At 59.8% G+C, this 16828-nt stretch carries 10 protein-coding genes; all 10 read right to left on the bottom strand.

Features of this window, described 5'->3' with window-relative positions; all coding sequences use genetic code 11:
- Positions 1–202: 202 nt before the first annotated feature.
- Positions 203–1114 carry an Omp28-related outer membrane protein gene (locus ABD919_RS03750; RefSeq protein WP_345233920.1) on the bottom strand — a complete coding sequence of 304 codons (912 nt, stop codon included), beginning with the start codon at positions 1112–1114 and terminating at the stop codon, positions 203–205.
- Positions 1115–1263: 149 nt separating this feature from the next.
- The gene (locus ABD919_RS03745) at positions 1264–2937 is read right to left on the bottom strand and encodes a DUF6029 family protein (protein WP_345233919.1); all 1674 of its coding nucleotides are present in this window, start codon (positions 2935–2937) and stop codon (positions 1264–1266) included.
- Positions 2938–3008: 71 nt separating this feature from the next.
- Positions 3009–3590, bottom strand: a complete 582-nt coding sequence (locus ABD919_RS03740; protein WP_345233917.1) for a TlpA family protein disulfide reductase — start codon at positions 3588–3590, stop codon at positions 3009–3011.
- An 83-nt stretch (positions 3591–3673) separates the two neighbouring features.
- Positions 3674–5737, bottom strand: coding sequence for a T9SS type A sorting domain-containing protein (locus tag ABD919_RS03735; protein ID WP_345233915.1), 2064 nt, complete (start codon positions 5735–5737; stop codon positions 3674–3676).
- Between the two features lie 790 nt (positions 5738–6527).
- The gene (ppk1, locus tag ABD919_RS03730) at positions 6528–8930 is read right to left on the bottom strand and encodes a polyphosphate kinase 1 (protein WP_345233914.1); all 2403 of its coding nucleotides are present in this window, start codon (positions 8928–8930) and stop codon (positions 6528–6530) included.
- Between the two features lie 55 nt (positions 8931–8985).
- Positions 8986–9366, bottom strand: a complete 381-nt coding sequence (locus tag ABD919_RS03725; RefSeq protein WP_345233912.1) for a RidA family protein — start codon at positions 9364–9366, stop codon at positions 8986–8988.
- A 72-nt stretch (positions 9367–9438) separates the two neighbouring features.
- Positions 9439–11433 carry a DNA topoisomerase (ATP-hydrolyzing) subunit B gene (gene gyrB, locus ABD919_RS03720; RefSeq protein ID WP_345233910.1) on the bottom strand — a complete coding sequence of 665 codons (1995 nt, stop codon included), beginning with the start codon at positions 11431–11433 and terminating at the stop codon, positions 9439–9441.
- A 595-nt stretch (positions 11434–12028) separates the two neighbouring features.
- Complete coding sequence (locus ABD919_RS03715) at positions 12029–13432, bottom strand: T9SS type A sorting domain-containing protein (RefSeq protein WP_345233908.1); 1404 nt, start codon at positions 13430–13432, stop codon at positions 12029–12031.
- Between the two features lie 136 nt (positions 13433–13568).
- Positions 13569–14978: a T9SS type A sorting domain-containing protein gene (locus ABD919_RS03710; RefSeq protein WP_345233906.1), complete on the bottom strand. Its 1410-nt coding sequence runs from the start codon at positions 14976–14978 to the stop codon at positions 13569–13571.
- A 553-nt stretch (positions 14979–15531) separates the two neighbouring features.
- Entirely contained in the window at positions 15532–16827 is a 1296-nt protein-coding gene (locus tag ABD919_RS03705; RefSeq protein WP_345233905.1) for a tyrosine-type recombinase/integrase, read from the bottom strand.
- Between the last annotated feature and the right edge of the window lies 1 nt (position 16828).

Below are 16828 nucleotides of genomic sequence, written 5' to 3'. Positions count from 1 at the left end.
AAGACAAGATGCAAGCAGGCCGTTAATCCGGCCTCCGGATGCAAAAAGCCCCACTGCCAAAGCTGGCGGTGGGGCTTTTTGGTATTGGGGCGCAGGTTGCGTGGGGGTGAAAGGATGAGCAAGGTTGCGCCTCGTCCTAAGCCAGGCTGGGCGCTCTTTCTCGCTTTATCTCCTCTTCCTCCAAAAACAACTCATCAGGCAATTACTTCACATGCTCTTCTGCTACCTGCACCACGCGGCGGGTAGCATCGTCGGCCAGAAACACGATGACTGAGCTGCGGCGGGCGTTCCAGGCGGTGGACAGCGTGTACGTCACGTAGCTGGTAAACTCCTGGTTTGCGGTGGGGTTGGTCGCCTGCAGGGTGCCAAAGGTGCCGTTGAGCGCCGTGCGCAGCACGTGGCGGTGCGGGAAGTTGGGAATGTCCTGGGGCGTGCGCGTGTAGTCCTTCTGCCAGCCCAGGAGGCTGTCTTCGGTGATGTAGATGCCCAGGCGGAAGCGCCGGCCCGGCTGGGCCGTGAGGTAGCGGCTGTTGATTTTCATGCGCAGCCGGCGCGAGCCCGGCGCAAACAGGGTAGTCAGGCGCAGGGCCTGCTGGGGCGTCTGGCTTAGCTGGGCCGTTACGGCGGCAGGCCAGTTGGCGTAGTCCAGCACCACGTCGGCCGAGCCCGGCAGCGGGGCCCGGTTTACGGCCCCTTTGGGCAAACCCAGGTTGCTCAGGCCAAACACATTGTCGAGCTCGTCGCTCACAATGGGCGTCCGAAAGTCGGTCTGGTACTTGGGGTCGGCCTTGGGCCCGGCGAAGAAAGTTGTTACGTGCGCTTCAAGCACACTCAGCCGTTCGCCGTGCTGCTGCTTGAGGGCATTGGCCACGGTGCCGGCCGCGGGGCAGTTGCCGCAAAACTGGCCGGTGTAATCCTCCAGCAGCACGTGCTGGGTAAGCAGCGGCACCGGCCGCGCCCGCTCGGCCGAGTCCAGCTGCAGCGTGTCGCGGCGGCCAGCGCTCACCAGCTGGGTGGGCGGAATGGGGTTTTCAACTACATCACAGCCCGGCAGCAGGGCCAGCGAGGAGGCCAGCAGCAGCAAGGGCAGCAGCAGTGCGGAGTGATGTTTCATGTCAGGGCTTAGGTTGTTAGGTCTTTGGTCTTAGATACCAGGACTTAGGTTCTGTGGAGCTAGCGCGAGATAATTCAGTTAACAGCTTACATCCGTTATTAGGTCATTGGCATCAATAATCTAATGCCCAAAACCCAACTAACTAAGTTCTAAAAGCTGCTGGTGATGCTCAGGGTAGCGCCATTGGAGGCGGGCACGAAGCGGCACACGCCGCCCACGCACACAATGCCGGCCCGCTGGCGGCCATAGCCCACGGCCACCCGCGTAGTGCCGCCTATGTAGCCCACCTGCCCGGTGATGTAATGAATCTGCTGCGCCGGGTTGGGGTTGCCGTAGTTGTACTGGTCGTACACCGTAGCGAAGAAGTGCGGCGAGTAGGTGTATTCCAGCAGCGCCATGGCCCAGGAGCCCTGGTCGCGCTTGGTAAACAGCCCCTGCACCTCGCTGCGCAGGCTGTGCTTGGCCGACACCTTGTACGTCACGTCGAGCACGCCCAGGTCGGAGCTGATAATGCCGTAGGCGCCCTGCCCCAGCCCTTCCACCACATCTTTGTTGTACACAAAGTGGGCGTACATGGCGTTGGCCTTCCATTTCTTGTTGAAGCGGCGGTGCAGCTCCACGTTGAAGTCGCGGAAGTACACCGGCCCGCCCACCCGGAAAAAGCCCGACTCGTAGCCGCTGCTGCTGTTGGTGTTGCGGTCGGGCGCGGCCTGCTTGTCGATGGCGTTGACGGCCGCGAAGTTTATGGCGATGTCGGTACCATAGGTACCGCCCCAGCTGCCGCTGGGCACGTGGTAGGTAAGCTCCACCTGCCCGCTCATCTCACCCAGGGGCTGGGTGGCGTAGGGGTAGATGCTGGCCGCCAGCATGTAGGTGTGCTGCTTGGTCAGGGCGGGCAGGAAGTTGAGCACCGACACGTTGGATGCCGCCGTGCGGTCGGTGCGGAAGTCCATGTTGTCGACCCGCTTGGCGCCCAGCACCAGGCCAAAGCCATTGCGGGCGTAGGTAGCCGTTACGAGCAGCGACTCGCCGGCGCGGTAGATAAAGCCATTGGCTGCCGAGGGGTCGTTGGCTTTGCGGGCGTACTCAGCGTTCAGGTTAAAGCCGCCGTTGCTGAGGCTGATGCGGGCCGCACCGGCGCCCACGTTTTCCGGCAGCACCAGGGCCGGGTCGTCGTCGGCCTGGAACTTGCTCACAAAGCTACCGCCCACGGTCAGGCGCGTGGCGGCCGAGTCCAGCCCCGGCAGCAGCTCGTTTAAGCTCAGCTCGGCGTCGATGCCGCGCACCGTGGCCGGGCTTTGCTCAAAAAAGCGGCGCTGCTTGCCAATAACGCCCGTGAGGCGCACCCCCGGCACGGGCTGGGCCCGTACCCGCAGCCCATCGATGGAGTTGTCGATGCCCAGGTTGCGCTCCTCGTAGGCCCGGAAGATGAGGCCGCTGCCAAACTGCTCGTAGAAGTTGCCCACCGTCACGGCGATGCGCCCGGCGTCGTAGCTGGCGAAGCGGTACGGCACGCCCTGGCCCCGGTAGCGGGGGTCGAAGCCCTGCAGCTGAGGCAGGTAGGCCTCGTAGCGGGCGCCGGCCGTGAACTTGCCGGCAGTCAGAATCAGGTTGGCGAAGGTGTTGCTGCGCAGCCGCTCGGGCACGTCGGGCGCCCCAATGGCGGGGTCGGCCTTGTAGGTCTGCACGTCGGTCTGAAAGTCGCCGTGCAGCTGGGCGCCCTGCAGCAGCCCGTTGCCACTCTGGGCGAAGCTGGCCAGCGGCAGCAGCAGGGTTCCGCCCCAGGCCAGAGTAGTCGCTAAACTACGGTAGGCGTTTGTCATCGAATAAAAAATAGAAATGCCTGCCGAAAGATACGCTTCCGGCAGGCATTTTCAGGTAGCTCGGGGCTATGCTACTGGCTGATTTTTTCGCCTTTGGCTACTTTGCGCACCAGCTCCACGAGGTGGGCCTCGTCGCCTTCGTTGTAGGCGTTGTGCTGCCATACGATTTCGCCGGCGCCATTCAGCAGAAAGGTGTGAGGCACGTTGTTCACGTTCAGAGCCCGCTTCAGGTCCTGGTTCTGGTCGAGGTACACGGGGTACTCCCAGCCCCGGCCCCGGGCCAGGGGGCCTACCTTGGCCGCATTGCGGGCGTCGTCGATGCTGATGGCAATCAGCTGGGCGCCGGTGTCCTTCTGCAAGTCCGGAAACAGCTCGTGGATGTTGGTCAGCTCCGCGATGCAAGGCTTGCACCAGGTAGCCCAGAAGCTGATGATGACCGGCTTGCCCTGCCCTACCCCGGGCAAAGCAGCCGTGCTAACGGGCTTGCCATCGAGTGAGCGCACGGTGACGGCAGGCAGGCGGCGGCTTTTCAGGTCCGCATCGTTGGGGGTGGCCGACTGCGCCGGGGCCGAAGAGCCCGACTGCGCCAGCGCAGCGGGGGCAGCAAGGGCCAGAAGGCCCGCTGTCATTAACAAAGTCGTATTTTTTCTCATGCGAGGGAAGCGAAGATGAAAAGCAAAAAGCCCGGCCAGCCGGGGTGGCTGCTGGCCGGGCTCTCGAAGCTATAGCACAAACATTATTCCAGGGTCAGCTTGCTGGTGCGCACGCCCTGGCTGGTTACCAGGCGCACGGTGTACAGGCCGGCGGCCTGCTGCGTCAGGTTCAGTGGAATTTCCTGGGCACCGCTGCCCAGCGCCAGCTGCTTGCGCTCCAGCACCACGCGGCCGAGCACGTCCAGCACTTCCACCCGTACGGTTTCGGGGCGAGCCAGCGAGGTGTAGAGCGTGGTTTGGCCCGTAGATGGGTTGGGCGCCAGCTCGAACGCCGTGCCGCTTTGTGCGTGGCGGGTGCCCAGCGGGTTGCGCAGGTTCAGGTACTCGCCCTGGTAGATTTCCTTGGTTACCAGGTCTTGCACGAATACCACTACCCGCAGGCTGTCGAAGTTCTCCACGGCCTGCGAGGCGGGCAGGGTCGAGATGTTAAAGGTTTGGTTAAGGGTGAAGGTCTGGCCCGAGCCCGTGGCCGGCATGTTGGTACCGTTCTGGTTGGGCAGCATCTTCTTCATTACGTCGTAGAACCGGGTTTCGCCGTTGGTGCGGGCGTTGTTGCGGGTTTCCCGCTCCGTCACCACCATGTGTACCACCATGCGGTCGGCAGGTACGGGCAGCAGGGGCTTAATGTTGGCACTCACCGTCACGGTGTTGCCGCGCGTGAGGGTGTAGTCGCCGGTAATACGGGCTAGGGCCGGCCGGGCATAGTACTGGTTTAGCGTTGCCGCCGTGTAGTAGTTGGAGTTGCCACCGCCAACCTGGTCCCAGGCGGCCGTGCCGTCCAGCAGCATGTATGGCACAAAGGAGCCCGAATAATAGTTAAACCGGGCGCCGCTTTCTACAGTGTAATAGGGGTCGGTGCCTGGGGCCGGGAAATTCTGCTGGTACTTGATTTCCACGAACTTATTCCGGTTAGCCGGCTGGGTGTTGATGTTACGGGTGTTGATGTTGCCGGGGCGGCAGGGCGGGCAGGTGCTGCTGGTGAAGTCTTCCTGTACCACTTTGCGGCGCATCGACGAGTCGGCTACCACCACCGTGGCCCGCAGCGTATCGTTGGACGGCTGCTGGTCTACCCCACCGTTGGGGCTGCTAAACCACACTTTCAGCGGAATCACGCCGCCAGCACTGGGCTGCCAGGCCGTAGGATGCACAAACGTGGCGGTATCGAACAGGCCCACGCTGTAGCCGCTGAGGGGGGCCGACACTACGGGCCCATTGCCAACCCGGTAGTTAGCCGTGAGGTTGGTGATGGTCTGGGTGCCCAAGTTGCGGAAAGCCCCGCGAATAGATACGCTGCTCTGGCGGGTAGCGGAGTTAGGCAAGCGCAGCAGGTCGGCGGCTATGTCCAGGGCGGGCTGGGTACCCGGCGTAAACTCATAGTAGGCATTGTCGGCCGGGGTGGCGTCGCCCAGGTCGGGAATGCTCACATTGGGGGAAGCGGGCACCTGCACGGCCTGGGTACCGTCGAGCTGAATACCCGCCGTCAGGGTCTGGCCGTTGGGGCCGGAGCGCTGCCATACCATGTACACCTTGTTGGAGCCTTCTTCCAGCACCATGGAGCAGTACACAAAGCCCCCCGTAATCGGAACGCTGGTGCTGCCCGTGGGCAGGCTCGCCGAGTTAAACTGAATCCAGTGCTGGCGGCGCGGCGCGGTGCCAAAGGTTTTGCTAATCATGTAATCGTTGCTGGCCGTCATCAACAGGCCCCAGATGCACACCGAGTTGTCGGGAATCTGGGGCGAGGGCAGCGCCGTATTGAAGGTAGCCGGTACGCTGGTAGCCGAAGTCGTGAACGTCAGCACCCCGCTGGTCGACACCTTGTAGCTGTTAAACGTCTGCCCGTTCATCTGAAAGCCGAACGGCAGGGTTTGCACCGGCGACCAGGCCGGGGCCGACTGCGTGGCGGCATCGCCGGTTACCAGCAGGTTCCAGCCCGGCTGGCCCAGGTCGTAGCGGCCTTCGCCATCGGTATTGACATAGCCGGGGTTGCGGCCTGCCCGCAGGTTGGGCACAATGTAATACTGGGCCATGGCTGGCTGGGCAGCCAGCCAGCTAAAGGCACAGCCAAATGCGAGGAAAAGTTTTTTCATATACCGAACAGGTAAAAATGAGTGGTTAAATTCTTTTTAAATCAACATAATAGCTGCACTGCGGCTATTCCGTGGCTCTAAAATTAGGAGTTATTTCCGAAACCTGGCAGCATCATTTTCATATCGCCCTTAAGTTGTATTTTTGCTCGGGTCGCCCCCGACCACGCTGCTTTTGTTTGCGTACCACCCCTACTTCCGTCAACACCCCAACGCTTCCAACATGAAAAAACTATTACTCGCTACGGCCGTGCTTTTTGGCCTGGCCGATACTGCCTCTGCCGGGCAGCTGCAAGGCGTCAGCCTCAGCGGCGCTCCCCTCATCACGGTGTACGGTGGCTATGCCCAGACCTCACCGCTGCAGGCAACGGTGGTTATTACCAACAACTCCGGCCGCAACCTGCGCCTGGGCCTGCAGCGCCAGATTCGCCAGGAGGTAGCCGGGTCCGAAAACAATTTCTGCTTCGGCGTCAACTGCTACCCGCCCAACGTTACCACCTCGCCTTCGCCCATCACCATTGCCAATGGCGGCACCGACAATAGCATGGTGCTCGACTACACGCCTAATAACCGCGTCGGCATCACCGTCATCCGCTATGCCGTGTACGAAACCGGCACCACGGACTCGGCCTACGTGACCGTCCGTTTCGATGCCTCCCAGCGCCTGCTGGCAGCCGCTGCCAGCCGCGCCCCCGAGTCGGTGCTGAGCCAGCCCTGGCCCAACCCCGCTACGGGCAGCACCGAGCTCAGCTTCCAGCTGCCAGCCGACGCGGCCCAGGCCGGTAGCCTGGTGCTAGTGTCGCTTGCCGATGGCCGCCGCGTCCGCTACATCAACCTCGCTGCCAAAGCCAGCTTCCCCGTGGCCGGCATCGCTGACGGAGGCTGCGTCATCGGCGGCAGGGGCGGCGACCTCGTCACCCCCTCGGCCAAAGTCGTCGGCGCTGGCGTCGTCCTCATCAATGTCCAGGGCCTCGCCCCCGGCTTCTACAGCTGCCTTCTCCTCGATGGTGCCCAGGGCCGCGGCCAGCTCCTGGCGGCGCGCCGTCTGCTGGTCCAGTAGGGCCAGCAGCCCCTCGGGGGTGGCCAGCGCCAGCTGGGCCTCGTCGCGCTTGAAGAAGTCCCGATGTACGTTTACGACCGGCTCGCCTGCGGCGGGCCGTTGTCGTATATAGGCCCCATCCTCGCGCATCTGGTAGCTGTTCTGGTTGTCCAGCATGTTCAGCATCAGAATGTTGATAGCCTCGCGCTTGAGCTGTGGGTTTACAATCAGGAACAGGGCCTCGATGCGGCGGTCGAAGGAGCGCACCATCACGTCGGCCGAGCCGGCATATACGCGGGCGTCGCCGCCGTTGTGGAAGTAAAAGAGGCGGGCGTGCTCCAGGTACTCGCCCACAATGCTGCGCACTTCGATGTTGTCGCTCAGCCCCGGCCGGCCCGGCCGCAGGCAGCAGATGCCGCGCACGATAAAGCGGATGGGTACGCCGGCCTTGGCGGCCTTGTAGAACTCATCAATCATTTCCTTGTCTTCCAAGGAATTCATCTTCATCACAATGCCGCTGGGCAGGCCTTTGCGGGCGTGCTTTACTTCTTCCCGAATGAGGTGAATCAGCTGCTGGCGCATGTCTTTGGGCGCCGTGATGAGGTACTCGTAGTCGTCGGGCTGCGAGTGCCCGGTAATCACGTTGAAGAACTCCGACACGTCGTGCCCATAGGTGTCGTTGGTGGTCAGCAGGCTGAGGTCGGTGTAAAGGCGCGAGGTCTGCTCGTTGTAGTTGCCCGAGCCGATGTGCACGTAGCGCGTCACCTTCTCCCCTTCCTTGCGGATAATCATCATCAGCTTGGTGTGGGTCTTGTACTTGCTCACGCCATAAATGACGAAGCAGCCGGCCTTCTCCAGCCGGGCGCCTTCCCGGATGTTCTTTTCCTCATCGAAGCGCGCCTTCACCTCAAACAGCACCGAGACGTGCTTGCCGTTCTCCGCTGCTTTGAGCAGGGCCGCCGATACGCGGGAGTCGTCGGCCAGGCGGTAGATGGTTTGCTTGATGCCCAGTACGTGGGGGTCTTCGGCGGCCTGTTCCAGCAGGCGCACCATGGGCTCGATGCTGTTGTAAGGGTGGTGCAGCAGCACGTCGTGGTGCTTGAGGTACTCAAACAGGTTGTCCTCCGTGCCTTCCGGCAGGCTTAGCGGCTGCACCGGCGCCGGCGACTTGGCGCCCTTGCCCCGGAAGTTGGGGTGGCGCACTATCTGCCACAGTCCCTTCATGTCAATCAGAGAATTGATGACGAAGATGTTGCCGTTGTCGATGTTCCAGCGCTCACGCAGCACCTCCATCATCACCGGCGAGGCATTGGGCTCTACTTCCACGCGCACCACGCGCCCCCGCTTGCGGGTTTTCAGGCCCACCTGAATTTCCTTGATAAAGTCCGAGTCAATGTCGTCGGACTCTTCCAGGGTGAAGTCGCCGTTGCGGGTAATGCGGAACAGGGTAGCCGCCAGGATTTCTACGTTGCGGAACAGGCGCGGCAGGTACTCGCGCACGATTTCCTCAATGGGCACGAAAATGACCTTGTCCTTGCGGTTCAGCTCAAAGAAGCGGGTCAGGTTCTGGGGCAGCTGCACGAAGGTGAGGCGCTCCTGCCCTTTGTCGGGCTCGCCGTCCAGGCCCAGGCTGTTGCCGATGCGCGTCACCACGCCGAAGATGAGCATCTGGTTCATCATCAGCGGAAACCCGTGGTAGGAGTCGTACACCATGGGCGTGAGCAGCGGGAAGATGGTGTTCTTGAAGTAGCCATCCACCTTTTTCAGCTCCAGCTCCGTGAGGTCGGCAATGCGCAGAATGTTGAAGCCGCTCTTCTCAAACTGCGGCTTCAGCTCGTTGAGGTAAGTAAGCGACTGGTCGTTCACGAAGCGGTGGGCAAAGTCCAGCAGCTTGCGCCGGAAGGGCATCTCCCGCAGCCCCGAGTAGTCGACCCGCTCTTTGCCGTAGTCGATGTAGTTGTAGAGCGAGCCCACGCGAATCATGAAAAACTCGTCGAGGTTGGAGCTGGTGATGGCCAGGAACTTCAGCTTGTCGAACAAGCTGCGGCTGGGGTCCTGGGCCTGGTCGAGCACGCGGTAGTTGAAGCGCAGCCAGCTCAGGTCGCGGCTGATGTACTTGCTTTTGCGAATAAGGTCGGCGGACTTGAACAGCTTCATATCAATTGGGGAAAGACTGGGCAAAATACGTGAAAACCGCCCTGGAAAGTATTTTTTAGCGGGAAATAATGGCGGTGGCCTCTATCTCTACCAGCAAACGCGAATCAATCAGGGCCTTAACCTCCACCATGGTGGATGCCGGGCGGATATTGGCAAACACCTCCCCGTGCGCCCGGCCAACTTCCTGCCAGGCCGTAATATCCGTTACGTAAATCCGGGTACGTACCACATCCTCCAACGATGCCCCGGCCTGTTCCAGTGCCGCTGCTATCTTCTCTAGTATTCTCCGGGCTTGGGCGTAGGGGGTTGCACCGCTAACTTCCTCACCGTCCTGGGCTGTAGTGCCGGCCACTTCCACCACATTGCCCACTCGCACGGCGCGGGAATAGCCAATAATGGGCTCCCAGGGAGCCCCGGATGAAATAAGCTGTTTCATGGGCTTAATAAGCAGATTCAGGCACAAATGAAAAAGGCCCGCTAAGCAGCGGGCCTTTTTCTTTCGCTGGGTTTATACGTCCAGCTTGGCGTACTTGGCGTTTCGCTCGATGAAATCGCGGCGCGGCGCCACTTCGTCGCCCATCAGCATGGAGAAGAGGTGGTCGGCCTCAGCGGCCGACTCCACCGTCACCTGCTTCAGGGTGCGGGTCATGGGCTGCATGGTAGTGGTCCAGAGCTGCTCGGCGTTCATTTCGCCCAGCCCTTTGTAGCGCTGCACGTTCACCGTTTCGGGCTTGCCCCGGCCCAGCTCTTCCTGCGCAGCCGAACGCTCTTCTTCGGTCCAGCAGTAGCGCTCCTCCTTACCGCGCTTCACCAGGTAAAGCGGCGGCAGGGCGATGTAGATGTAGCCGCGGTCGACCAGCTCGCGCATGTAGCGGAAGAAGAAAGTCAGAATCAGGGTACGGATGTGCGAACCGTCGATATCAGCATCGGTCATGATGATGATTTTGTGGTAGCGCAGCTTGTCGAAGTTCAGCGGGCCGGTTTCGTTTCCGTCGTCGTCGGTGCCGAAAGCCAGCGACTTCCGCTCGTTGAACGTCACGCCCAGCGCGGTAATCATGTTCTTGATTTCCTCGTTTTCCAGGATTTTGTGCTCCTGGGCTTTCTCCACGTTCAGGATTTTACCGCGCAACGGCAGAATAGCCTGGAACGCGCGGTTGCGGCCCTGCTTGGCGGTACCGCCGGCCGAGTCTCCTTCTACCAGGTACAGCTCGCAGATTTCCGGGTCGGAGTCGGAGCAGTCGGCCAGCTTGCCGGGCAGGGAGTTGGAGCCCAGCACGTTTTTGCGCTGCACCATGTCCTTGGCCTTGCGGGCGGCAATGCGGGCCTTGGCGGCCAGAATCACCTTGTCCATGATGAGCATGGCCTGCTTGGGGTTTTCCTCCAGGTACTGGGTCAGAATCTCCCCTACCACGGTGTTCACGGCGCCGCTCACGTCGGAGTTGCCCAGCTTGGTTTTGGTCTGGCCCTCAAACTGGGGCTCCTGCACCTTCACCGAGATAACGGCCGTGAGGCCTTCGCGGAAGTCGTCGCCGGTCACGTCCACCTTGGCCTTTTCCAGCATCTTGGTTTTGTCGGCGTAGTTTTTCAGCACCCGCGTCAGGGCCGAGCGGAAGCCGGCCACGTGCGTGCCGCCTTCAATGGTGTTGATGTTGTTGACGTAGCTGTACACGTTCTCCTGGTAGGAGTTGTTGTACTGCAGCGCCACTTCCACCGGCGTGCCGCCCTTCTCGCTTTCCACGTAGATGGGCTCGGGCAGCAGGGAGGGGCGCTCCTTGCCGTCGAGGTACTGCACGAAGTCGCGCAGGCCGCCTTCGGAGTAGAACTCCTCGTAGCGGAAGCTGCCGTCTTCCAGCACCTCGCGGCGGTCGGTGAGGCTGATGAATATGCCTTTGTTGAGGTAGGACAAATCGCGCAGGCGGCCGGCCACGGTGTCGTAGCGGTACACCGACTCCGAGAAGATGGTGTTGTCGGGCAGGAACTCCACCTCGGTGCCGTGCTCATCGGTGTCGCCAATCTCCTTAACGGGGTACTGGGGGAAGCCGATTTTGTATTCCTGCTGGTAGATGTGGCCGTTGCGGCGCACGGTAACCTTCAGGTCCTGGCTCAGGGCGTTTACGCAGCTCACGCCTACACCGTGCAGGCCACCGGAAACTTTGTATGAGTCCTTGTCGAACTTGCCCCCGGCGTGCAGCACGGTCAGCACCACTTCCAGGGCCGAGCGGCCTTCCTTCTGGTGAAAGTCGACCGGGATGCCGCGGCCATTGTCGCGCACCTTGATGGAGTTGTTTTCGTTGATGGTTACTTCAATCCGGTCGCAGTGCCCGGCCAGGGCTTCGTCGATGGAATTATCTACCACTTCCCACACCAGATGGTGCAGGCCTTTCAGGCCCGTGTCGCCGATGTACATGCTGGGACGCTTGCGCACAGCCTCCAAGCCTTCCAGCACCTGAATGCTATCGGCTGAATACTCAGCGGGGGCTTTTTTCTCTTTCGTATCGCTCATGAGGGCGGGGTTAAATCTAGTATTTTGCGGCCATTCGGCGCGCTTGTTACTGAACAATCAAAAGTACCAATTTAATCCCATACAGGCTATTTTTTCGCGGTTTTTTCCCGATAAAAACACGTTTTTTTAGCCCGCTTTCTGACGAGCTTTCCTACCATTAAAAAGCAGGCTCCAGCACTCATAATTCGCTGTTGAAACGAAGCGCAGTTGTTGCTACGCGCCGGGCATCTAGTCCTGGGAAACACACAAATCCTGCTGTAAAATGGGTTTTGAGTTACCGTATTACGAGGTTTTCGGTAAGCACGCCGCTTCGCTGTTCTATCTGCAAGGTTAAACGCCCCGGTAGGTGGCGAAAGTCCAGCCCCAGGCCGGCAGCATCGCCTTGAGCACCCTTACTTGTAACTCAACCTGGGCCCGACTCAAGCCCTCCAAAAGCCCGAGTAAATTTGACTACAGGTCATCGAAAGTAAATGATGAACCTATTAAATGAGAGCCATAAAATCGGATGGCGCGTAACGGCAGTACTAAATCAGGTCAAACAAAAAGGGCTTCTCCAGTTGGAGAAGCCCTTTGGGGTAATGGCTGGAAAAAGACCTTATTCAATCACCAGCTTTTTCTGGGCAGTACCGGCATCGGTACGAACCTGCAGGGTGTATACGCCTGCCTGCTCCTTGCTCAGGTCCAGGTTGAGGGTATGTGCACCTACTGCGGTAGCGTTTAAGGTTTGGCTGAGTACCCGGCGCCCCAAGGCATCAGTCACGGTCAGTTGGGCGTCGCTCTTCAGGCGGGTACCGAGCTCCAGTTGGAAGATGCCATTGTGGCTGGGGTTGGGATACGCTGCCATGCTCGCCTGCAGTGCGGCATCGCGGGTGCCAGAGATTACGCCTTTAAACAGGCCTCCAGCACCGGTAGTGTTGTTGGTTACACCGCCAATGTAGCCGGCTCCGTTGGCAATCAAATCGAGGCTGACATAGATAGCGCCGTTGTCGATGTTGGTCCAGTTGATGCCATCCACGCTCCGTGAAGAGCCAAAGTCGTTAATGGTGTTGCCCGTCATCAGGCGCGGGCCTACGCTATAGAAATAGCCATTGGCAGCGTCGATGTCGTTGCGGTAGTAGTTGCCCACCGGCGTAACCCGGGTCCAGGTAGTTCCACCGTCCGTGGTGCGAATTACGTTGATAGCCGTCACGGTGCCCCCACTAATTTCCAGGTTTTTGGCAATACCGTTCATGGCGTCCTTAAAGGCAATCCGCTGAATGGTGCCCGTCAGGGGCGTATTAGCAGCCGTCCAGGTTTGACCCAAGTCCACCGACTTCATAATACGAACCGGGCCGGGGGTGCTGCCAAACGTGCCGGTACCAGCCCAGAGAATGGGACGGCCACCGTTCACTCCTGGGGTGCCGGGCAGCGCAAAGTACGAGCGAACCAGACCGGCCTCGTCCGGAGAGTTGGGCTGGGGGATGTTGGCGTTTGGTACGCGGGTCCAGGTGGTGCCGCCGTTTGCCGTGGTGAGAATTTCAAAGTTGCCACCGTTGGGGTCACCAAAGGAAACGCCGTTGGTAGCGTCGAGCATCACCACCCAGTTGTTGAACCCGGCTGGGGTGGAGAACTGCGCGGTGGTGGTCACCTTGCGCCAGGAGTTGCCCCCATCCGTAGTACGCAGAATCTCCCCGCCCCCGCTGGCACCGTATTGGGCTACCAGGGCCGTCATATCCGAAACACCATGGATATTGGCTGCCCGATAGTTCGCGGTGCCGGTTATGGCGTTAAAATCGAAGTCGGTTCCGGTTGGGTTATTGGTTTTTACAAAGGTGTTGCTGAAGGAATTGGCTACGTTCTCGGTAGTGAGGCCCCAGGTCACGGTGGGGCTTACGGTCGACAGCTGGTCAACCCGGTAGTTCGGCGGCGTCTGCACGTTGTTCTGGTTGACAGCGACCCACTGGGCCTGGGCTGAAGTTGCCAAACCGAGCAGGGAAAGCAGAAGTAGTTTTTTGTTCATAAGGTTCTGTTTATAAAATGAAAAAGTGTTGACGCGTGAAGGTAAGTGTGTTTTTGCAATTTTTTTCTAGCCTACACCGCAAAAAAAAGCCTCTCCTTACCGGAGAGGCTTTTTTTATAACTATAACAGGATTACCTTACTCAATAACGAGCTTTTGCTGAGCCACGCCCGACTCAGTGCGTACCTGCAGGGTGTACACGCCAGCTTTCTCCTTGCTCAGGTCCAGGTTTACTGACTGGGCGGCAATGTTGGTAGCGCTCAGCTCCTGGCTCAGTACCTGACGGCCCAGAGCGTCCACCACCCGAACGCTGGCTCCCGTTTTCAGGGTCTCGCCAATCGTGAGCTTAAACACACCATTGGCGCTGGGGTTGGGGTAAACCGACAGCGACTTCTGCAAAGCAGCGTTGCCGGTACCCAGCGTGCGGGTTGGGGTCAGCACAGCACCACCCCAGCGGTAGATACCACCGGCACCGCTCATTGCGTTGCTGCGACCGCCTGCGTAAGCGTTGTTGTTGCTAATGGCATCTACTGCGAAATAGATGTTCACGTTACCGGGCGAGCTGCGGTCAATGTCGCGCCAGTTGATACCGTCGCTGCTGTAGGAAGAGCCGAAGTCCGAAGCCGTGTTCATGCTTGCCAGGGCACCGCCCACGCTGATGAAGTTACGGGTGCCGGGTACTGCGTCGATGCTGAACCAGTAGAAGCGGCCGTTGGCGTTGTTGGCGGGAGTAATGCTCGTCCAGGTAATGCCACCATCCGTGGTACGGGCCAGGTTAACGCCAATGCTGGCAATACCATTCATGGCGTCGGTGAAGGCGATGTGCGATACCCCACCCATGAGCGGCGTATTATAGGCGTTCCAGGTCAGGCCACGGTCGTTCGACTTGAAAATACGGCCCACCAGGGGGGTAGTACCGGCAACGTGCGAGCTGCCAGCCCAGATGGTGTTGCCCAGCACGAAGAAGGAGTTTACTACGCCATACTCGTCGGCCGTGAGGGGCGTCATGTTCAGGCTGCTGTTGGGTACCCGCGTCCAGCTTGTGCCGCCGTTGGTGGTACGCAGAATCTCGAAGTTGCCACCAACCGGGTCGCCGAAGGATACGCCTTCATTGGCGTCGAACATGGCCACAAAGTTGGCGAAGCCACCCTGGGAACCAGCGAACTGAGTAACCGTGGTTACTTTACGCCAGGAGTTGCCACCATCAACGGTGCGCAGGATTTCACCGCCGTTGCCAAACTGGGCAGCCAGAGCAGTCTGGTCAGTCAAACCAAAGATGTTGGCAACCTGAAAGCCGGTCGTACCCGTCACCGCGTTGAAGTCGAAGTCGGTGCCAGCGGCATTGTTAGTTTTCACAAAGGTCGTCGCCGTGGAGTTAGCTACTGCTTCTTCGGCAACACCCCACATAACGGTGGGCGACACAGTGTGTACATGGGTGATGTTGTAGTTGGGCGGAGTCTGAACGTTGTTTTGGTTAACTGCAACCCATTGCGCCTGAGCGCTGCCGACAAGGCCAAGCAGACCCAGGGAAAGTAGTGTTTTTTTCATTGGAAAAAAATGTAAAAATGAAAACAGAGGGGTGTAATTCGTTTGGGTGAGGTGGTAATTCTGAGGAAACTAACTACCGGTTTGATGGCACAAGGTAAACATTTCGGCGCAGATTTTACAAAAAGGCCCAATTTCGACAAGCCAGGCACTACCCGCAGCATGGCAGTAAGCGGCTGACTTTCTGCAATAATTATTCCTTTCGGCATAACCTTGCAAAGCATAGATACTTCTGGGAGCTTTATCGTTGCTTTTACAGCTAAAAATATGCAAGGCAAGCAGCCGCAAAGCTATTGAAAGGCTAACCTTACTTTACGAGACGGCCTTCTCCGGAATCCTACCTGCACTTTTCCAACCAGTGCCGCTCCCTTCACAACGGCTTCGGCCTGCACTCAGGGTGCTATTTGTGATACTGCCCTTTGAGCGTGTACCCCGTAAGGGACTGCTGGTTTTGAACAGCCCACGTGAACGCCTGACGTCCGAAAGTCCCCGCCCGGTTGACAGAACATTGGATAACAAATGTAAGGGGGTGTTCGGGAAATGTTTTACCAGCGTTTTACTTGGCCTCGTCATCGGCCTTTGTAATGGGCATAGGACGCTGAGCATAGACAGCAGCGGCCCCCTGCTGAACTACTTGCGAATCCCGGCCCCGCGTGTAGCGCTCGGTAGTGGCCCGGTTGGTGTGGCCGAGTAGACGTTGCACCAAGCCCAGGTCGTGGGTAAGATTGTCTGCGTCGCTGGCCAAGGCCCGCCGGCTGGTATGGCTCGACACCTTCCCATTGATGCCGGCCCGGGCGGCGGCCCGCTTCAGGTTCATGTTGACCACAGCCGTGGCCCGCTTGCGTTCGTGGAGTTGTTGGGCGGGGCTAAGCTCGTTATACCATGGCTTGAGCCAGGGCAGGATAAACGCATCTGGGTCGGGCTGGCCAGTAGCCGGCAGCAGCGAGTCGAGCAAGGCCGTCAGCTGGGGGCTCTCCTCCACCACCTTCTCCCGTTCCCCTTTGTCCATCTTAAACCGCACTACACCGTGGGCCCGCTGCTTCCACCGAAGCAGCAGCACCACGCCAATGCGCGAACCGTGGAGGTAGTACTGAATAAAGTAGGTGGTCCTGGCCAAATGCTGCTGTGCGGGCAGGCGCACGGATTCTAATGCCGCGAGTTCGGCGCTGGTGAGCCAAGTTTGCGTAGGCGTCGGCGTGGGCAGTTCGTAGTATTCGAGTGGGTTAGCATAGCGCGGCACGACGCCCTGGCGAATGGCCCGCTGCAAGTATATTCCCAGAATGTCGAGCGTTTTGCGGCGGGTTGTTGCGTTATTGCCCTTCTCTCGCTTCATCCACGCATCAAAGTCCGCTACCGCGGCCTCGGTGAACTGCTCGACAAGCAGCGGCTTTTTGCCTTCCTCCCACCCCCAGCACTCGGCCAGCTTGTTGAGGCAGGCTAGGCGATTGGCACAGGTGCCTTCTGAAAAGCTGCCTACGTCGTCGCGTTGGTGGCTGGCATAAGCAAAGGCCAGGAAGTCCTTTGCAGTAGCCGCCGGGACCAAGTCGGCCCCGGTGCTTAGCAACTGCTTTAGCTCATCGGCACTCAGGTAGGGTCGTTCCCGCCCGAGCTGCTGGGCCCGGGCCAGAAAGCCTTTGGCCGTTTGCTCCAGCTGGGCATGCTCGCGGTGGCTGGTCTTAAAGTAGTTCGGCTTATCGAGACTGCGCTTGTCGTTCCAATGTTTGGCCGCCACGGCCACCCCGGGCACGTTCAGGTAGCGCACCACACGGTTGGCAGTAATGCGCAGGCGCACGTCGTGCAGACCATCGCGGTCGTGAGTAGGCGCCAGAATCAGCTTAAAGGTGGCGGGCATG

This window comes from Hymenobacter saemangeumensis (genome assembly GCF_039541835.1).
GTDB lineage: Bacteria > Bacteroidota > Bacteroidia > Cytophagales > Hymenobacteraceae > Hymenobacter > Hymenobacter saemangeumensis.
Note: the sequence above shows the minus strand (reverse complement) of the source record. Positions and strands in the feature narration are given on the sequence as shown.